Annotated in this window: 15 protein-coding genes; all 15 read left to right on the plus strand. The window is 36.7% G+C overall.

Going from position 1 to position 21,482, the window contains the following annotated elements; translation table 11 throughout:
- Positions 1–36 precede the first annotated feature (36 nt).
- The 15 genes from ACESSZ_RS03635 to ACESSZ_RS03705 all read left to right on the plus strand — a co-directional run bounded on the left by ACESSZ_RS03635 (position 37) and on the right by ACESSZ_RS03705 (position 21,461).
- Positions 37–1,164 (plus strand): AI-2E family transporter, encoded by a 1,128-nt coding sequence (locus tag ACESSZ_RS03635; protein WP_008687928.1) that lies wholly within the window; start codon positions 37–39, stop codon positions 1,162–1,164.
- A gap of 95 nt (positions 1,165–1,259) precedes the next feature.
- Complete coding sequence (locus ACESSZ_RS03640; protein WP_008687931.1) at positions 1,260–1,838, plus strand: M23 family metallopeptidase; 579 nt, start codon at positions 1,260–1,262, stop codon at positions 1,836–1,838.
- Positions 1,807–2,583 (plus strand): site-2 protease family protein, encoded by a 777-nt coding sequence (locus ACESSZ_RS03645; RefSeq protein WP_008687933.1) that lies wholly within the window; start codon positions 1,807–1,809, stop codon positions 2,581–2,583. Before ACESSZ_RS03640 ends, ACESSZ_RS03645 begins: the two co-directional genes overlap by 32 nt.
- A gap of 43 nt (positions 2,584–2,626) precedes the next feature.
- Positions 2,627–3,580, plus strand: a complete 954-nt coding sequence (locus ACESSZ_RS03650; protein WP_008687935.1) for a metal ABC transporter substrate-binding protein — start codon at positions 2,627–2,629, stop codon at positions 3,578–3,580.
- Between the two features lie 342 nt (positions 3,581–3,922).
- Positions 3,923–6,508, plus strand: coding sequence for a DNA polymerase I (gene polA / locus ACESSZ_RS03655; protein ID WP_008687937.1), 2,586 nt, complete (start codon positions 3,923–3,925; stop codon positions 6,506–6,508).
- Positions 6,509–6,516: 8 nt separating this feature from the next.
- The gene (gene mutM, locus ACESSZ_RS03660) at positions 6,517–7,347 is read left to right on the plus strand and encodes a DNA-formamidopyrimidine glycosylase (protein WP_008687938.1); all 831 of its coding nucleotides are present in this window, start codon (positions 6,517–6,519) and stop codon (positions 7,345–7,347) included.
- The gene (gene coaE, locus ACESSZ_RS03665; protein WP_008687939.1) at positions 7,344–7,931 is read left to right on the plus strand and encodes a dephospho-CoA kinase; all 588 of its coding nucleotides are present in this window, start codon (positions 7,344–7,346) and stop codon (positions 7,929–7,931) included. The genes mutM and coaE overlap by 4 nt, the downstream gene beginning before the upstream one ends.
- 13 nt (positions 7,932–7,944) lie before the next feature.
- The gene (locus tag ACESSZ_RS03670; protein ID WP_008978542.1) at positions 7,945–9,126 is read left to right on the plus strand and encodes a DnaD domain protein; all 1,182 of its coding nucleotides are present in this window, start codon (positions 7,945–7,947) and stop codon (positions 9,124–9,126) included.
- Positions 9,126–10,043 carry an ATP-binding protein gene (locus ACESSZ_RS03675; protein WP_008687941.1) on the plus strand — a complete coding sequence of 306 codons (918 nt, stop codon included), beginning with the start codon at positions 9,126–9,128 and terminating at the stop codon, positions 10,041–10,043. The genes ACESSZ_RS03670 and ACESSZ_RS03675 overlap by 1 nt, the downstream gene beginning before the upstream one ends.
- Positions 10,044–10,101: 58 nt before the next feature.
- Positions 10,102–11,064, plus strand: coding sequence for a 6-phosphofructokinase (gene pfkA / locus ACESSZ_RS03680; protein ID WP_008687942.1), 963 nt, complete (start codon positions 10,102–10,104; stop codon positions 11,062–11,064).
- A gap of 41 nt (positions 11,065–11,105) precedes the next feature.
- Entirely contained in the window at positions 11,106–12,527 is a 1,422-nt protein-coding gene (gene pyk, locus ACESSZ_RS03685; protein ID WP_008687943.1) for a pyruvate kinase, read from the plus strand.
- 214 nt (positions 12,528–12,741) lie between these two features.
- Entirely contained in the window at positions 12,742–13,731 is a 990-nt protein-coding gene (locus ACESSZ_RS03690; RefSeq protein ID WP_008687947.1) for a hypothetical protein, read from the plus strand.
- Positions 13,732–13,917: 186 nt separating this feature from the next.
- A complete protein-coding gene (locus tag ACESSZ_RS03695; protein ID WP_008687948.1) occupies positions 13,918–19,251 on the plus strand; it encodes a SpaA isopeptide-forming pilin-related protein in 5,334 nt (1,777 codons plus the stop codon).
- A gap of 61 nt (positions 19,252–19,312) precedes the next feature.
- Positions 19,313–20,218 carry an ROK family protein gene (locus tag ACESSZ_RS03700; protein ID WP_008687949.1) on the plus strand — a complete coding sequence of 302 codons (906 nt, stop codon included), beginning with the start codon at positions 19,313–19,315 and terminating at the stop codon, positions 20,216–20,218.
- 4 nt (positions 20,219–20,222) lie between these two features.
- Entirely contained in the window at positions 20,223–21,461 is a 1,239-nt protein-coding gene (locus tag ACESSZ_RS03705) for an aminopeptidase (RefSeq protein WP_008687950.1), read from the plus strand.
- The last annotated feature ends 21 nt before the right edge of the window (positions 21,462–21,482 follow it).

Here is a 21,482-nt window from a genome sequence, read left to right on the forward strand (position 1 = left end):
CATGATAAAATAACAAATAGAAAGCTAGGTGTTCAAATGCTGAAAAAAATATTAAGGAAAATAGATGAGCGGTTCTCTTTATATGCGATGGCGAAGATCATCGGAGTCTTGATCATTTTGTTTCTGCTCATGCAGACACAGCGCATTTGGGGAAATTGGATGAGTATTGCTTATAGTGTTTTACAGCCATTCTTATATGGCTTTGCTTTGGCGTACATCATGAATCCGCTTGTTTTATATATGAAGGCAAAAGGGTTAAATAAAAATTTCAGTATCTTACTGCTATGGATCATCATTTTGGTGATTTTGGTGATATTGATTGTCTTATTGCTGCCTATGCTATATGCGAAAATCAATGAATTCATTTCTTCCTTGATTCAAGGTGTGCAATGGATCAGCTTTAAGATTAAAGAAATTGGTAATCTAAAAGATTTCTCACTTGTGAATAGTCTAACCGACAATATCATTAAATTGCTGGAAGCTTATGATGATTGGATGCCGGGACTTGTATCAAGCCTGCCATCTTGGATGAGTACGATTTTGGATTATGTGACAAATATTTTATTTACGATCATCATTGCCATTTATATGCTGTTTGATTTTGACCGTATGAAAGGTTATGTGAAAAAAGCTTTTCATTTGTTTATTCCAAACAGTGATATTTATTTACATGAGATTGATGAAAATGTTACGGTTTATTTAAAAAGCATGGCCTTATTGATTTTGATTCGTTTTGTTGAATATTGTGCCTTTTATTACTGTGTCGGTCATCATGACTGGCTGATTATTGGAATCATTTCAGCACTTGGCGCGGTAATCCCTTATATTGGCGGTACTGTGGCAAATGCTATCGGTATTTTGACCGGGCTGACACTTCCATCAAGCAATTTGGCAGCCTTGATCATTGGTATTATCGTATTAAGCAACGTGGATAACTATGTCATTTCGCCAATTGTTCATGAGAAACGAAGTGCATTAGGACCGTTAATTACGTTATTTGCGGTATTTGCCGGAGGAGTTATTGGCAATGTCGTCGGCATCATGGTATCTGTACCACTTGTGATTGCTATTAAAACAACGAGTGAATTGTATCAACAACGTCATGAACATAGCACCTTTAATCAGGCGATGAAAACAGAAATAGACGATACACCATCTACATAACACCAAGAAGAGGATGCATTTCCTCTTTTTTTTATCCTGTTACCCTGTTCTAGTTGGTTATGTTTTTGCATATGCTGTATTGTAGGAGGGATGATATGAGCGATCTGAATGATGTAAGAAAACGTATACGTAAACGAAGAGGAACACAAGCAACAGAAAAGGAACACTCATTCTCCCTATTTCGCCTGTTTTATCATACGGTGATGCTGGCAATGGGGATTTGTGTGGTCGTGTTGGCGTTAATGTTAAATGCCAAGCTGAAGCTGATCGAGATGCCGGCATATATTCAAAATTTCAAATTGGATTCACTGACACAATGGATACCTTTTGATAATTGGTTTTCTTTAAAAGAAGAAGCTGTCAGTGCTGCACCTGCCTATACGCCAATCAAGGATAATCAATATCAAAATGGCACAAATAGTGCATATGCGGTTTTTAATGGTGTAGTACTGCATGTACAACGGAGTGATTCTGGAGAATGCAGTGTATCTTTAAAACAGGATAATGGTGTTGTGACAACCTATGGACATTTAAAAGAAGTCAATGTAAAGGCTGATGAACGTATTCTGAAAGGGAAGATGCTAGGCACGTATGAAAATCATATAACGATTGATTTTCTAAAAGATAATAAGGAGATTTCCTATGAAAAAGGTCTTGCGGAAAATTCCGTTTAGTATATCCATTTTATGGTTGCCATATCTGTTCCTATTACGGATCGTACCTATGCAAAAAATCGTTCTGTATATTTTTATGATGTTGACCATTCATGAGCTGGCGCATATTTTGATTGCCCGGCTTTTTCATTATCCAATTCGAAAAATTATCATATATCCTTTTGGTTTGGCCGCTCAAATATCTTATATTGGCTATGGCAGCTTAATCAAGGAAACACTTATATTAGCAGCCGGTCCATTCACTCATATGTTACAGCCATTGCTTCTTTCCTTTCTGTATCAACAAGGTGTTTTATCACTGGCATTTTATACGTATCTGTTACAGATCAATGCCGCATTGCTTGTATTTAATTTATTGCCGATTTATCCTTTGGACGGAGCACGTCTGTTACAAAATTTTTTGCATTGCTTTTTTCCGTTTCAAACTGCGAATCGCATTTGTTATTTCGGCAGCTTTTTGCTGTTGCTTTTCTTTATGTGTTCTTCTTTTTGTAAGGGTATTTCGATGTGGTTATTGTGCATCTGTTTACTATGTGAACAATATGTCGCTTGGAAAAATTTGCCTTGTGATACACTGCGTTTCTATCATTATCGTTTGCTGCACCCAATCCCTTATCCGCCTCTTTTCCATGAGCATCATGACTTATATCGGGGACGCTATAATATCTTAAAATGTTCGCGCGGATGGATGAAAGAGGAAGAGTGGCTGAAGTCGTATTTCTTTGAAAACAGGAGTAGGCGATAGTTGCGAATTATGTTATAATTTGAGGCAAGGAGGCATAGACCTTATGAAAAAGAAATTACTATTTGTTTCCTTGCTGAGCATTCTTTTAGTAAGCGGTTGTGAAGAAAAAACGCCAAGTGTTGCAACCACTGTATATCCAGTACAGTATTTAGTAGAACGCATTGGCGCTGATAATGTAAAAAGTCAGGATATAAGCGAAAATACAATGATCCAACGAGCACAGATCAAAGCGAATTATAAGGATATTCTAGCATCTGCAGATGCATTGTTTTACATTGGCTCCTTAGAGCCTTATATGCAGATGTATGCGGATGATATTCGTAAAGAGACGGATATGGTAGATTTGGCTACTAAAAGTGCTATCTATAAATTTCAACGATATACAACGACCTATGTAAATGATGTCAGTGCTATCGTAGAGTCGCCTTATTATGAAGGAGAAAGTTTTGACAGTGTAGAAACTTATGATAATGACCCTATGTTGTGGATGGATCCGGTTGCCATGACCAGCATGGCGAGTGATATACGCGATTATCTGGTTGATAAATATCCGGTATATCAGAAGATCTTTGATGAAAATTATGATCAATTGGAAATGGATCTTGCTCGTTTAGATGCCGATTTTCAAAGTATTCACGATCAGCATAAAAATATTGCTTTTGTATCCATGACGCCAAGTTTTGGAAATTGGCAGAAGTCTTATGGTATAGAAGTATATCCGGTCATTTTATCAAAATATGGTGCCTTGCCAACCAAGGATCAGTTAGAAATCATAAAAAAGCGTATTCGAAATGATCATGTGCGTTATATGGCAATGGAATCTAATTTGCCAGAAGATATGGTAAGGCTCAGAGAAAAATTAATCCAGGAGCTTGGTTTAATTCCCGTTGAGTTAAATAATGTATCCAGTTTAAAAGAAAGTGATCAAAAGGCTGGAAAAGACTATATGTCGATCATGTATAAAAATTTGGAAACCTTAGAATCCATTGCATCGTAAAAGGTCAACACGACCTTTTTCTTGCGTTTGCTGTAATACTATGCAAATTAAGCATGTTCCATTCGCTCTCATGGATAAGGATATAAAGAAGAAGATGTAAAGGCATTGCAACATGTTTTGTTTAGAAATGCATCATGAAATCATAAAAGAAAGATTCATTAAGAAGCAAAGATGTAGTGGATTGTCATATAAAAAAGAGCAATCAGCAGTGTTATAGCAGGATAAAGTTTTCTTACTTTCCAAGTAGAAAGCGTGCTAGAAGTGCTATGACGTGGTAAAATAATCAAGAAAAGATAAAAATGCATGCTATCGAAAGCAATGTAAATAAATATGGAGGAGCTTATGAAAAAACTATTATTAATTGATGGAAATTCCATGCTGTTTCGTGCCTATTATGCAACCGTATATGGACGCATGATGAAAACCAGCAATGGAATACCGACAAATGCAGTATATGGCTTTATCACAATGATTAATAAAGCCTTTGATATGATACATCCGGATATGGTGTTAGTGGCTTGGGATAGTGGAAAACCAACCTTTCGCCATGAAACTTATACGGAGTATAAAGGGACACGTAAAGAATTAGATCAAGAATTGATCGTGCAGTTTCCAATTGCTCGTGAATATTTGGATGCGTATGGTTTACAGCGTTATGAATGCGATGGTATTGAGGCAGATGATATCATAGGCTGCATGGCACGACAGCATCCTGAATTAGAGATTCATATTTTATCAAGTGATCGAGATTTATTACAATTGATTGATCCTACGACCGATGTCTATCTAATGAAAAAAGGTATCAGTGAAATTGAGGTCATGAATGAAGAAAAATTGATGGAGACAATGGGGATTAAGCCTTCACAGATTATCGATTTGAAAGCATTGATGGGAGATAGTGCAGACAATATCCCAGGGGTAAAAGGTATTGGCGAAAAGACAGCATTAAAACTGTTAAAGGAATATGATACCGTTGATAATGTTTATGCTCACATTGAGGAAATCAAAGGAAAACTGAAAGAAAAATTGGAAACAGATAGGGAAAAAGCCTTTTTATCAAAATATCTGGCAACAATTAAAACCGATGAAACCTTGCCTATTGATATTACAGCGTTGATGCTGCAGCCTCCCAAAGAAGAACTGCATGATTTTTATATAAAATATGAAATGAATAGTTTTGCAAAAAATACACGTAAAAAAGAAGAGGTAACGCGTGATGGAACCTATGCAGTAGTGCAAAAGATATCAGAAGCATTTTATGATGGACATAGTGTTGTTTATGCAGATATCGATAATGAAAATTATTATGATGCTACATTATATGGTTTTGCATTAAGCAAAGAAAATAAAAATGAATACATCACTTTAGAAGATGCAAGAAAAGATCCGGCGTTTTTACAGTATCTAGCTACAAAAAATGACAAGGCGGTTTATGATGCGAAAAACTTCTATCATGCTTGTCATAAAAATAACCTAATCGCAGCAGATGTGAACTTTGATATTATGCTGGCAGCCTTTTTAGTTGATCAAACCATTTCTGATTATGAGAAGTTGGCAGAAAAATATCACTTTGATCAAAGTATTCATAAAGAGGATATCTATGGCAAAAAAGGGAAGCCAAAACTCATCGATTTTGCGCAACAAAGCAAATATGCTATGTTGCAGGCAGAAAATTTATATAGTATTGTAGCTTTATTAGATGAAACCTTGCAAGAAATGGAAATGAAGGATTTGTTTGATACAATTGAGATGCCATTAACGCGCGTATTGTATGCCATGGAAAAAGAAGGCGTATATTGTGATAAGGCAGTTTTACAAAAAATTGCCGATGAAACAGAAGCTAAGATCAACGCGTTAAGTTTGCAGATTTATGAAATAGCAGGGATGGAGTTCAATATCAATTCACCTAAGCAGTTGGCATCTGTATTGTATGATGAATTAGGTTTAAAGGCAGGCAAGAAACGTAGTACAGCAGCCGATGTCTTAGAAAAACTTGTGCATGTACATCCAATCATTCCTCTGTTGTTGGAGCATCGCAAATATCAGAAGATTTATAGTACATATGCAATCGGTTTGGCAAAACATATTTTGGCAGATGGGAAAATACATACGCTTTTCAATCAGATTCAGACACAGACGGGACGATTATCGTCTTCAGAACCTAATTTACAAAATATATCCGTACGTAATGAAGAAGGAAAAGGTATCCGCAAAGCCTTTGTGGCAAGTGAGGGACATGTTCTGTTATCTGCTGATTATTCACAGATTGAATTGCGGATGTTGGCACATATGGCAGATGAGGAACAGATGATCGATGCGTTTAACCATGATATCGATATTCATACCAAAACAGCCATGCAAATATTTGATGTTTCACATGATGAAGTAGATGCCAATATGCGTCGCAGTGCGAAAACCGTGAATTTTGGTATTGTCTATGGACAAAGTGATTTCGGTCTAAGTGAGCAATTGGGCATTTCACGGAAAGAAGCTCATACCTTTATTGAAAAATACTTTGCTTCCTATCCGAAGATCAAAACCTTTATGGATGCGACTATTGCTTACTGTGAAGAACATGGCTATGTGAAAACATTATATAATCGACGTCGTTACATAAAAGAGATAGCAGATAAAAATTATATGATGCGTGAATTTGGAAAACGGGCGGCTATGAATGCACCAATACAAGGAAGCGCTGCAGATCTGATTAAAATGGCGATGATACACATCTATCAAAAAATGCAGGAAGAAAAGGTGAAATCGCGTATGATTTTACAGATTCATGATGAGCTTATCTTTGATGTATGTGAAGATGAAATTGATAAGATGACACAAATTGTAGAAGAAGGCATGCAAAATGTTATGAAATTAAAAGTACCGCTCATTGCACAAGCAAATATCGGCAAGAGTTGGTATGATGCAAAGTAGGTGAAGATATGCCAGAATTACCTGAGGTAGAAACTGTAGTCAGGACCTTAGAACATCAACTGGGCAATGTGACGATCAAGGATTGTCATGTATTATGGGATAACATTATTGCTTATCCTACACCCCAAACGTTCTGTGCACAGATCAAAGGCAAAACGATTCAGCATTATGAACGTTATGGTAAGTATTTATTATTTGATTTAGGTTCCATGATGTGGATTGCCCATATGCGCATGGAAGGGAAGTTTTATATTCAAAAAAGTGATGAGCCTTATGATAAGCATGTGCATGTGCTGTTTGATTTACAGGATGGCAGACAATTGCGCTATCATGATACTCGCAAATTCGGCAAAATGTATTTATATGAGAAACGTAAGGATATCCATCAGTATCCATGCTTTCAAAATATTGGCTTAGATGCCTTTGATGAACGTTTAACACCCACTTATTTATATCATGCATTACATAAACGAAAGATCGTATTAAAAGCTGCTCTACTGGATCAAAGCGTAATTGCAGGAATTGGTAATATTTATGCTGATGAAATTTGCTTTGCACTAGGTATGCATCCAGAAACTAAGATTTATCATTTACGAAAAAAAGATTTTGAACGGCTGTTGCAGGAAACGAGAAGAATCTTACAGGGGGCTATTCGTTATGGAGGTACGACAATACGTTCTTACACCTCAAGTCTTGGCGTGGATGGAAGGTTTCAATTGAAATTAAAAGTACATGCGAAAAAAGGAGAGAAATGCCCGGTATGTCAAGGAGAAATCAAAAAAATAACAGTAGCGACCAGAGGTACCTGTTATTGTCCGACATGCCAGCGAAAACGATGAAAAAAATAGGTTTGACCGGAGTGATGGGAGCTGGTAAATCCAGTGTGATCGCAATATTAAAAGAAAAAGGTATTACCGTTTTAGATTGTGATGCTATCAATGCGAAGCTCCTTGAAAAAGGAGAAGAAGGTTATCTTAAGCTAATAGCGACTTTTGGTAATCAATTGCTAGATGAGCATGAAGAGCTTGATAAACAGCTCATGAGTGATTTAATTTTTAAAGATCCTTTACATAAACAACAGGCTGAAGCCATCTTGCATCCCTTGATCAAAGCCAAAATTGAGCAGGAACTCTTATTACATGCGGATGAGAAAATCGTTGTTGTTGAAGTACCATTGCTATTTGAAGTAGGTTGGGAAGCCTTTTTTGATGCTGTATGGGTCGTGGCTTGTGAAAACTCGCTTTTATTAGAACGTTTGATGAAGTATCGTCATATATCACAAGCAGAGGCGAAGCGACGCTTAGCACATCAAATGTCGCAAGAAGCTAAGATAGCGAAAGCGGATGTTGTTTTGTATAATAATTCGAATAAAGAAAATCTGGAAAGGCAGATTTGTGATATACTGAAAGTAATTAGGAGGTGATGCTGTGGGGGCTATGACGAAATGCCGCATTGAAGTCATCGGCGAAATGACACAGGAACGCCATGCTGCGTTTGTCATGCTGTATTATCCTTTGATTGGTCAAGATGCAGCGATACTTTATAGCACCATGGTTGCCATTGGCACAAGAAACCAAAAAATACGCAATCATCTCTTGATAGAAAAAATCAGTGGTCTCAGCAAAGAGGTCATTGAGAAAAATCGCCATATTTTGGAACAATATCTGTTAGTAAAAACGTATTATCGTGCTGTTGATGATCAATATGTTTATCAGGTATTCATGCCAAAAGAAGGTAATACATTCTTACGACATGAGGTGTTTGGCCGTTTATATCTTAAACAAATGGGAAAACAGGTATATGAATTCAATAAACTGTGCTTTGCTCATGATTTGGAAGATAAGGAAGAATATCAGGAAATCACCATGCCTTTTGAAAATATCATTAAAGATCAGTGGAAAGACAGTGAAGAAGAGAATTTTCAGAAATTAAAGCCAGATGAGGATGATATGCAGCGGATGAGCGATATTCCATTAAGTTTCAATTATGATCGCTTTTTAACAGGATATTCAAAAACACTGTTTCCGCTTACCTGTCGCAATCAAAAAAATCTTCGCTTAATTGGAGAATTGGCCACTATTCATGGTATTTCAGAAATGGATATGCGAAAATATGTATCGCAAAGTATGAATTTAAAAGATAATACATTAAATGCCGAACTATTGAAACGTAAGGTGCGCAATGCCAAACGCAGTGTTATGGTTGATCTTGATGTGAAAAATCCATATGCTTTACCACCGGTGCGCTTTTTACAAAGTAAGCAGCATGGGATTGAAGTTAGCCGCAGTGATGCCTATTTGATAGAAACGCTAATCACTGATTTTAAGATGAAACCAGAAGTTGTAAATGTATTGATTGAATATGTATTGGAAAAAACAAATCAGCGTTTCAGTAAGTCATATGTTGAAAAAATCGCTAGTGTTTGGGTACGTTTAAACATTGATACGAGTGAAAAAGCATTAGCACATATTAAGGAAGAAGAACAAAAACCAATTAAAACAAAGAAGAAGGAACTGCCGGAATGGTTTCAACAAGAGGATGAAGGCAGTGAAAAGGCTAACAAGACGGTAGATGATAAAGAATTAGAAGAGATGATGGAGCGACTGCGAGGTGAATAATGATGGAACCTGTGGAGTTTTCCTTCACATTAAGTGAAGAACAAAAAAAAGCAAAACAAAAGCGTGTGGCTGCTCTTATAAAGCAACCACAGATTAAACAATGGCTGAAACAGTATGATCAAACTGCTGCTTTTGTCGAAGCACATAGTGGAAGATTTCAAGATTATTGCGATGTAATGAAGAAATGTGAGCATTGCCAGGGCATAAGCTTTTGTCGTCAACCGATGACAGGAACACGTATGGAGTTACGCTATGATGGTATCTTACAAAATGTACTGGTGCCTTGTCATTATCAAATCGAACAACAAAAGTTATATGCGCATGAAAAACAATATCGCCAATGTGATATGCCACAATCCTATTTATGTGTGGATCTGGCAAAACTGGATCTAAAAGAAGAAAGCGGTGAATATAAAGGCGTTGTCATGCAGGTATTGCAGACCATCATGGATGAAGATAGCTCAAAAGGGTTATACTTATGGGGGAAACCGGGAGCAGGGAAAAGCTATTTAGCCGCCGGTATGTGTAATTATTTTGCGAAAAAAAAGCGTAGTGTATCTTTTGTCAATGTACCAAAGCTCATATCTGATTTAAAAATGATGTTTCAAGAACCGCTAGCTATGGAAGCAAAACTGGCTAGTATACGGCATGTAGATGTTTTAGTTTTGGATGATATTGGTGGAGAAAGTGTTACCTCATGGAGTCGTGATGATATCCTATTGCCTATCTTAGATGGGCGTATGGAAGGTAAGAAATTAACAATTTTTACAAGTAATTATCGGATGCAGGAATTAAAGGAAAAATGGGCACTGGGTAATGGAAAACAGATGGAGCCAATGGCTGCAGAACGGCTTTTAGAGCGAATTTCTACATTATCAACTGAAATTTTTGTAAAAGGTAATTCAAGAAGGAAATAAATGCTAGTAAAAATTGTAAGAAAATGGTATCATAATAACCGTGAATGGAGGAATTTTTATGGTAAAACGCATAGGTGTTTTAACTTCTGGTGGAGATGCACCGGGAATGAACGCAGCAATTCGCGCCGTCACAAGAGTTGCACTGAACAGTGGAATCGAAGTCTTTGGTATCTATGATGGATACAAGGGTATGGTAGAGGGATATATTGAACCTTTAACAAAAGCCAGTGTCGGTGAGATCATCGATCGCGGCGGAACGATTCTAGGCTCTGCTAGATTGCCGGAATTTAAAGATCCGGATGTACGCGAAAAAGCAGTGCAGCAGCTGAAAAAACGTGGAATAGAAGCAATCGTTGTTATCGGTGGTGATGGTTCCTATCGTGGTGCTTTAGCACTGACTGAAATGGGTATTAATTGTATCGGTTTACCTGGCACAATTGATAATGACATCACTTGTACGGACTTTACGATTGGTTTTGATACAGCCTTAACGACAATAGTTGAAGCAGTCGATAAATTGCGAGACACATCAAGCTCTCATCATCGATGCTCCATTGTTGAAGTCATGGGAAACCGCTGTGGTGATTTGGCCATTTGGTCAGGCATTGCGTGCGGTGCTGAAATCGTTATTACATCTTCAACCGGCTTTGAGGAAGGCGAAGTGCTGGAGAGATTGCGTGATTTAGATTTGATCAAAAAGAAACGTCATGCAATTGTTGTGATTTCAGAAAAAATTACCGATGTTCACCAATTTGCCAAGAAGGTAAGTTTAAATACCGGGTTTTCCGGCAGAGCCACCGTGTTAGGCCACGTACAGCGTGGAGGATCACCAACACCGACGGATCGTGTGTTAGCGAGCCGTATGGGTGAAAAAGCAGTTGATTTGCTGATGCAGGGTATTGGAGGACAATGTGTCAGCATTAAAGACAATCAGATTATTGCAGTTCCTATTGAAGAGGCATTGAATACGCCAAGAGAATCACGTAAGAAGTTGCAGAATCTGTTTGAGCGTCTGGTATAGCATATAAAAGGTAAATAGGTTATTAGGAAAGGAAACAGTTTATGATTGAAAACAGAAAAACTAAAATTATTTGTACGATCGGGCCAGCATCCGAAAGCAAAGAAATGATGACGAAGCTGGTTGAAAACGGTATGAATATCATCCGTTTGAACTTCTCTCACGGGGATTATGAAGAACATGGTAACCGTATCAAAAACATTCGCGAAGTTGTTAAAGAAACAGGAAAGAATGTTGCAATCTTATTAGATACAAAAGGACCAGAGGTTCGTTTAGGTGACTTTGAAAATGGATCTGAAACGTATGAAACAGGAGAAATTATTACCATCGTACGTGAAAAAATGTTGGGAACACATGAAAAATTCCACATTCAATGTCCAGAAGTATTTAACGATGTAGAAGTGAATGGAACGATTTTAATTGATGATGGTAAATGCCGTCTGACAATTCTTGAAAAAAGAGAAGGCGAATTAAAATGCCGTATCGAGAATCCACATACATTGAAAAGCAGAAAAGGCTGTAACTTGCCAGGAGTGCGTTTAAGCATGCCGTTTATTTCTGCAAAAGATGATGCTGATATCCGTTTCGGATGTAAAATGGGTGTTGACTATATCGCTGCATCTTTTACTAGACGTAAAGAAGATGTGTTGGCAATCCGTAAAATTCTTCGTGAAGAAGGAAAACCAGATATTCAGATTATTCCAAAAATCGAGAATCAAGAAGGTTTCGATAATTTAAGAGAAATCTTAGATGTTGCGGATGGTGTTATGGTTGCCAGAGGTGACTTAGGTGTTGATGTTTCATTGGAATTAGTACCAATTTATCAGAAACAGATTATTAAAACGGCAAATGAAATGGGAAAACCAGTTGTTACAGCAACACATATGTTAGAAAGTATGCAAGGAAATCCACGCCCTACACGTGCAGAAGCAAGTGATGTTGCCAATGCTGTGTTAGATGGAACAGATGCAATTATGCTGAGTGGTGAATCAGCTGCCGGCGCTTATCCAATTGAAGCTGTACAGACGATGGATCGCATTGCTAAGGTGATGGAACCAACGTTACCATATCGTGAACGTTTAAAAGCAAGTATTAAAACTTCACAGCGTACAAAAAATGATGCAATCGCTATTTCTGTAGCAGATACAGCTATGGCATTGGATGTTGCTGCGGTAATTGCTTTTACACAGAGTGGTACAACGGCACGCCGTATTTCTAAATTCCGTCCGGAGGCACCAGTAATTGCTGTTACTTTCGATGAAAAGACACAACGTTCATTAGCTATGAACTGGGGTGTTACAACTGTTCTTTCTGAAATTGCAAATAATCAGAACAATGAATGTGAACTGGCACGTGCAATTGCTAAAGAACATGGAATCAAAGTTGGCGAAACAATTATTATAGTTGCGGGATATCCTGTTGGAAATGGTGCAACAAATACCATGAAGATTATTGAAGTAAAATAAATTGACTTCTAGACATGCATAATTCGTGTGTGTCTTTTTTTTGCGAGTTTTTTGCCAGTGAATTGCAAGTTTTCTGCACATCTTTCCATGTTACAATGATAATGTCAAAAAGTGTTCAGGCTGAGTCATGAAGATTTTATAAGAATTTTATTATGGAAATTATATTATAGAAAAGTAAGGAAATATGATATAGTGATGGTATAGGAGGGAGAATATGAAAAAGTTGAGATATCTTTTCATTTTATGTGTGTTCTGTATTGGCTGTACACCAGAGCTTGATGTAACGATAAATGACAACATCGTTATTGAGTATGGTCATGCGATTCATAAGAATGTTTTGATTGATGCTAAGAAATCGAACAAGAATGTGAGCGTTTCTAAGATTGAGGATCTAGATATTAATAAAATAGGACGACAAGAAGTGAAAGTTACATTTACAGATGGAAGCAGAACTCTTGAAAAACAAATGGTGATAGATGTTGAGGATACCGCATATCCAATCATAAAGTTTAAGAAAAAAGTTGTTACTCTAAATGCAGGCGAGAAATACGATGTTAGAAATAATATAAAAACTGTAAAAGATCCTGTAGATGGTGATTTAGCATATAGTGATAAGAAAACTGAAAAGAATGGTTATTATATAGATAGCGGCAAACTGAACACAAAAAAAGCAGGAACCTATGAAGTGATGGTATTTGCAAAAGATGTAAATGGTAATGAAGCAAAAGAAAGCTTCAAAGTTGTGGTAAAGAAAAAGAAGGTTGTGAGACCTGTAAGTGAACCTACAAATAATGGAGTTAGCAATTCTAATACATCGAATGTTTCGGGACAGTCTAATAACAACAACACCAATATTACAAACAATACGAATAAATCTAATGAATCAAATAGCACAAATAAGGCACCTGCTAAGAATGATACGTCTTCTTCAGGAAATAAAACGGATAAACCTTCCGGTAATAAGAAAGATGATGGGAAATTATGTCCGTTAGGAAAAGATCCTTACAAACCTTGTAATGCGATTTTGAATTATAAAGGAGGTTATGGTGTTTATCCAACGATAGAAGCTGCAATGGATGATGGCGAAAGACTGGCATTAGATAGGAAAAGTCCATACTGGATGAAGGGTTTTACTGCCGGTCCTTTATTTAATAATATAAATCATGTCCAAGCTTATACAATCTTTTGGGATATGGAACATTAAACTTAGAAAAATAAATTAAAATATTATGTATATGTAAAGAGAGCAATCGCTCTCTTTTTCTATTGCTGCAAGGAGGAAAATAAATAACATGTACTATTTTAGGATGAAACCACCATAGCCCGGCATTGCTGGGCTTTTTGAATGAAAGAGGGTTACAGAGATAAGCAATAAAGGAGGAAATGTGAAATGGGCTTATTAGACAAATTAAAAAAATTGCCAAAACTAGCCTTGGCAGGAACGGTGTGTTTGACAACGATGTTAAATAATAGTGCCCCTATACATGCTGCAGGAAATACATCATTAAAGTATATGGATGGTTGGAGTATGGCTGGTGAAGCGTATGGACAAGGTGCTATGCTATATCGTGATGGTGAACATGTGTACTGTATTGAACCAGGGGTAGGATATCCAGAAGGAGTATCTTATGGGATACACGATATAGATAAAACTTTATCTCAAACATTAATTAAAAAGCTATCCCATATCTCTTATTATGGTTATGGCTATAGTGGTAGAACCGATAAGAAGTGGGCAGCCGCTACACAGAATTTGATTTGGGAAAAGGTCTTAGGTTATCGCCGTGACTATATTCAGGTTAGTGGTGAGAGTATGACTTCTCTTGAAAATCAGATCATGGATGATGTTAATGATTATTACACAAAACCATCATTTGATAGTAATTCTTATACTTTAGATATTGGTGAATCAATTACCTTGACTGATACAAAAGGAATTTTATCTAAATATAACGTAAAATCAAGTGATGGATTGAGCGTGACTAAGAGTGGCAACAAATTAACCATTACTGCAACTGCATCTGCGAAAGATAATTCAGAAATTATCTTATCAAATGTACCATCATCAAAACAAGGAGATTCCATTATGTATTGGGATGGTGTTGCAGGTCATCAAAAGACGGCAGTATTTTTGGTGAATGACCCTACTTTTGCATATATTGATGTAAAGGTGAATAAATATGGCTCTCTTAAACTTGCTAAAATAGATGAAGATGGGAATAAAGTAGCAGGTACCAGTTTTAAGGTATCTAAAAATGAAGATATGAGTTCTTCTGTAGGTACTTATACAACCGGAGAAGATGGAACAGTTACTGCTAATGAATTACTTCCAGGCAAATACTACATTCAAGAAACAAAAGTTCCTAATCATCTGATTTTAGATAATACAATCCATTCAGTTACTATTGAAGCTAATAAAACAGCTACTTATACAGCTACAAACAAATGGAAACAAGGCAAATTAAAATTACGGAAATTTGATAGTAAGAATGGAAAACAAATCGAAGGTGCTACTTACGGTATCTATAATGAACAAAACCAAGAATTACAGCGTTTAGTTACCAGAGCTACAGGATATGCAGAATCTGGCTATCTACGCTTTGGTAATTATTATGTGAAAGAGATTGCTTCTCCTGAAGGATATGTCTTAAATTCAACAAAATATCCTGTGACGGTTTCAGAAAATGAAGAAGTTATCACCATTAATGCAGAAGATAAACCAATTGAAGGCTATATCGAAATTAAGAAGAAAGATAGCTTGAATGGTGCATCTATCGGTGGAGCAATCTATGGCATTTATGATGCTGACGGAAAAGAAGTGCAACAATTAACGACAAAAGCTGGTACTTATGTAAGATCTAAAGCATTAACTTATGGAAGTTATACCATAAAAGAAATCGTAGCTCCAGAAGGATATGTATTGAGTACACGTACTTATAATGCCACAATCAAAACTGAAGATCAAAATAGCCAAGTCACAGTTGAAGATAAGCCGATTGAAGGATATATTCAGGTAGTGAAGAAAGATAGTAAGTCAGGTAAGACAATCGTAAAAGCACATACCGTGTTTGAAGTATATAGGGCATCTGATGACTCTTTCATTGATACCATCACTACAAATAGCGCTGGTAAGGCTAAAACGGATCTATTGCGTTATGGTGATTATTATTTGAAAGAAAAAACAGCACCTTATGGTTATGCGTACTCAGAAACCAAAATTAAGTATCAGATACGTGAAGAAGGAAAAACTTATACAGCGGAATTTGCTAATGTACGAACACCTGGAAAGATAATGATAAGTAAGGAAGATAGTAAGACAGGGAAGCAGCCATTGGGTGATGCTACTCTTGCGAATGCGATTTATGGTATCTATGCAAAAGACAATATCTTGGATCCAGCAGATGGTGAGATTCTTTATAAGCCAGATGATAAAGTGGCTACTATGACGACGGATGCAGATGGTAATGCATCAAAAGATGGTTTATATCTAGGTGCTTATTACATTAAAGAAATTACTCCAAGTAAAGGCTATACTTTAGATACTACAACATACAATGTTATTCTTGACTATGTAAATCAAAGTGAAGCAATCATTACCAAGAAACAGACTGTTTTAGAAAGAGTGAAAGCACAAGCATTTGAACTTATTAAAATATCAGATCATGGGTCTGGGGAGACTGATCTATTAGAATGTGCGGAATTTACAATCAAATTAAAAGCAGATGTAAATAAAGCTGGTTCATGGGATAAAGCACCAATTGCGAAAAATGCAGAAGGTAAAACCGTAGCTATCATGAAAACTGATCAGAAAGGCTATGCATTAAGTGATGAATTACCTTATGGAGAATATATCGTAAGAGAAACAAAGGTACCTGATGAGCATTACAGGATTGACGACTTTACGGTTATCATAAAAGAAGATAAGCGAGAACCACAAACGTGGCGTATTTTCAATGATAAGAAATTCCATGCTGTGATATCTATCATCAAACAAGATGCGCAGACACAAAAAACCATTGCTGTTTCTGGCGCAACCTTTAAGATAAAAAACTTAGATACTAATTCATATTTTGGTTATTGGGAATGGAATCCTTTCCCTCATTATGTTGATAGTTGGACAAGTGATGAAAGTGGTACGGTAATGACTGGAGATGTTTTAGAACCAGGGAATTATCAATTAGAAGAAACTAATGCTCCAAAACCTTATTTGGTAAACACGACACCCGTAAAATTTAAAGTCAGTTCCAATGTGGCGTATGAAACATTGCCAGATGGTACAACTCCTGTTATTTGCATCATCATGAAAGATATCTCGGTTAAAGGGAAAATAAGCGTAGAAAAACAAGGAGAAGTTTTGACTGATGTAAAAAAAGATGGTAAAGGAAATGTACAATTTGTATATGAAACAAGAAAGTTGCCAAATGCTCAATTTGCAATATTTGCTAAAGAAGATATTTTTGCTCCAGATAACAGCGGGACACTTTTGTATAAGAAAAACCAATTAGTGGAAAGCATTAAAACCGATAAAAACGGTATGGCGCATTCTAACTTGTTACCACTTGGAAACTACATGGTGAAAGAACAGCAGGCGCCAGAAGGATTCATACAAACCAATGAAGTACATGATGTTTCTCTACAATATGAAACCCAAGAGGTGCCTATTGTGTTTGCTTTGGCGGGTATGTTTGAGAATAAACGGCAGAAAGTTCATCTTGATGTACAAAAACTTGATAAAGATACGAAACAACCTTTAGCAAATGCAGAATTTAAACTGTATGCCATGCAAGATATCGTATCGGTAGATGGCAAAATGTTAATTCGCAAGGATGAATGTATTGAAACTGCGACGTCATCAAAAGATGGAAAAGTACCAATAATAAGTGATTTGCCGCTTTCAATGTATAAATTGAAAGAAACAAAAGCACCAATAGGGTATGTTTCTACAAATTTTGAAGAACAGATTGATGCGCATTACCAAGGACAGGATATTCCTTCGATAACATATAAAGCATTTATAGAAAATGAAATCACGGAAGTAGAAGTTGCCAAAAAAGATATTACCAATGACGAAGAAATCGAAGGTGCACAAATGATGATTTACCCAAAAGATGAACCTGGGGCAGTTTTTGCAACATGGATTTCTGGACAAGATGGTAAGGATGATAAAGGCAAGATCAAGCCACATATCGTAAAAGGATTACAACCAAATACCACCTATATTCTCCATGAAATTTCTAGTCCACATGGGTATGCTTTAGCACAAGATGTTGAATTCGAAATAAAAGATAGTGGAGATTTGCAATTCGTAGAAATGAAAGATGAACTTGTCTTAGGACAATTGGTCTGGGAAAAAACGGGTGAAATCTTTATGTCAACTGTAACTGGCCAGTGTGAATTTGGTAAGACGGAAAGTCCGGTATGGGAAACATCAAACCTATTGCATGCAGAAATTACGATATATGCTGCAGAAGACATTAAAATTGGAAATACTTTGTATTACCATAAAGATGAAAAAGTTGAAAGCTTAGAATCAGATTGGGACGAAGTTGCTAGTAAGCATTTGGTGTGTGGAGCATATTATTACATGGAAACGAAAACACCACATGGTTATGTAAAAGATGTTAGAAAGCATTATTTCATGATTGAAGACGCACAAACAACAAAGCTTCAGATTCATACATCTTCCCTATATAACGAACGTCCGCATTTTACCTTAAATATGACGAAACTTTTGGAACAACAGGAAGTTTTTAAGAATGAAGATGCTTATCTAGATGTTCTTTATGGTATATATGCTAGAGAAGATATTTATGATTACATGGGAAAGGTTGCGATACCTAATGGGACGTTATTACATACAAGTGGCATTGATAAAACAGGAAAATTAGAAAACATGATCGATTTACCTAACGGTGTTTATTATGTAAAGGAACTTAAGACCAATGCCCAATATGTACTGGATGAAAAAGAATATGATTTTGAAATCGGCTGGCATGGTGAAGATGTGGTGAATTATGTTGTACATCTGCAAGCAGAAAGCACATTAGAAAATAAACTTGCCAGAGGCAGTCTTTTGATCCATAAAGTAGATAGTGAAAATAAAAACCAAAGGATGAAAAATGTGACGTTTAGGTTATCGGATAAAAAAGATATGTCACATATCTTGAAAGAACAGGAAACAGATGAAAACGGTTATGCACATTTTGCTAATTTAGAATTAGGTATGTATTATGTACAGGAAAAAGAGCAAGTCGCCGGTTATACTTTAAACGATCATATTTATCAGGCAAAGGTTGCGAAACATGGGGATGTTTTAGAAATCCGTATTGAAAATGTACCAGTAAAGATGCGCTTTGATAAGATTGATGAGAAAGATAAAAAGCACTTAAAAGGCGCTATTTTACAAATACTAGATAAGCAAAATGGGCAAGTGATAGCGGAATGGACAAGTGATGGAACCCCTTATACTGTCATGTATCTGGAAGAAGGCAAAAACTATGTATTTCATGAGGTATATGCGCCAAAGAATTATCAAAAAGCAGACGATATCACATTTACGGCTAAACATAATAAAACAATCGTGATGAAAGATGAAAAGATAAAAGTAAAGCATAATGTTGTTACCATGGATGCTAGTTTGCGCAGGGATTTCTTGATGCTTTGCTCTATTACATCTTTATGCGTGCTCTGTATGTTGAGAAAGCGTAAGAGAAATTTAGATTAATTAGAGAAAAACCCTTTCATTTATGCTAAAATAGAACTAGCAAATGTGAAGGAGGAGTTTTATGAAAACTTATATTGGTGTCGATTTAGGAGGCACAAATGTACGAGTTGCCAAAGTCGATGAAGAAGGTAATGTTTTACAAATCGTAAAAGATTCTACAGAAATTGGTAAAGGCACAGAACATGTAATCGCGAAAATTATTTCTTTGATTGAAAGCATTGATGGTTATGATGATTGTGTCGGTATCGGTATGGGAGTGCCTGGCCCTGTAGATACAGTGAACGGTAAAATGGTATTGGCTACAAATTTGCCTGGCTTTGAAGGCTATCCAATTGCTAAACGTATTGAAGATCATTTCCATAAGCCAACCTTTGTTGATAATGATGTTAATGTTGCCGGTATGGGTGAAGCGGTTTTAGGTGCTGGTAAGGGCAAAGGAATTGTATATTATGTTACTATTTCGACAGGTATAGGTGGAGCCTTGGTTGTCGATCAGCATGTAGTTGCTGGCAAGAATGGGCATGCTGGTGAAATTGCAAATATCATCATAGATCGCAATCGTGAAAAAGTGAATTATTTGAATGTTGGTGCTGTAGAAAACGAAGCGAGCGGTACAGCGATGACAAGAAAAGGAAAAGCTGTATTCGGAATAGATGCGATTGCACATGCTGGGGATGTTTTTGATCTGGCAAGAAAAGGCAATGCAGAGGCATTAAAGTTGTGTGATGACATGGCATATGATTTAGCTATCATGTTCTCCGTGATTGCACATGTTGTGGATCCAGAAGTATTTGTTGTTGGTGGTGGCGTAATGAAAGGGAAAGATGTTTTCTTTGAAAAAATGGAAAACTATTTCCGTAATATGATCCACAAAGGGATGCAGATTGTAGAATTTAAAGAAGCCGAGTTAGAAGAGCCAGGTATCATAGGTGCTGCGATGTTGCCAAAAGCCTATGTAAAGGATTAAATATATGAACAAAGCAATCATTAAAAAATATGCAAATCTTGCAATTCGCAAAGGAGTTAATTTACAAAAAGGACAAACATTGCTTATTCAAGCAGATGTGGATGCAGTAGAAATGACACGAGCTTGTGTTGAAGAAGCATATGCAGCTGGAGCCAAAGAAGTTGTTGTATTTTATCAGGATGATATGAATCGTCGTCAGACTTATTTGCATGCTGATGAAGAAACTTTGTGCAATGTTCGAGAATGGCAAGTACATTCAAAACTGGATTATTTAAAAGAGGGTGCTTGCATCCTTCATATCATAAGTGAACTTCCTGGAGTCTTTAAGGATGTGGACGCTGCCAAAGTTGCGAAAGCACGTTTAGCTGGTGCAAAAGCTAATAAAGAAGCGCAGGCTTATACGATGATGAATAAAACGCAATGGAGTATTATCGCAGTGCCAAATAAAGCGTGGGCTATGGAAGTATTCCCGGAATTTGAAGATGCTGAAAATGAGGCAGTTGAAGAGTTATGGGAGCGTATTCTCCATGCCGTACACGTACGAGAAGATAATGATCCAATTGCAGAATGGGATGAGATGCAAAACAATTTCGTACGACGTATACAAGCACTTAATGAACATAAGTTTAAAGCGTTACATTTCACCAATTGTTTAGGAACGGACTTGACAGTTGAACTTGTGGATCATCATATTTGGGCAGGGGGAAGTGAAAAGACAGTTGCTGGTGTGATTTTTAATCCGAATATGCCTACAGAAGAAATTTTTACAATGCCCAAAAAGACAGGAGTACAGGGTAAGGTCGTAGCTAGCAAACCATTAAACTATAATGGTAATATGATTAACGGCTTCTGGATGGAATTTAAAGATGGCAAAGTAGTTGATTTTGATGCTGAAGAAGGGAAAGATACACTATCTGAGCTGATTCATTTTGATGAAGGCAGCTGTTATTTAGGTGAAGTGGCTCTCGTTCCAGATGCGTCGCCAATCTCACAAAGCGGTATATTATTCTTTAATACCTTATTTGATGAGAATGCATCGTGCCATCTCGCTCTTGGCGATGCCTATCCTATGAATGTTGAGGGAGGCATTGATATGAATGAAGAAGAATTGAATAAAGCAGGTGCGAATCATTCTATGACACATGTAGACTTCATGTTTGGTAATGATGATATGAGCATTGATGGTATAAAAGATGATGGATCTTGTGTACCAGTATTTCGCAAAGGAAACTTTGTGTTCTAAATATTTATCAAAAAAACGACA

Origin of the sequence: Eubacterium sp. 3_1_31, from assembly GCF_964249515.1 — a bacterium.
GTDB classification, from domain to species: Bacteria; Bacillota_I; Bacilli_A; order Erysipelotrichales; family Erysipelotrichaceae; genus Longicatena; species Longicatena caecimuris.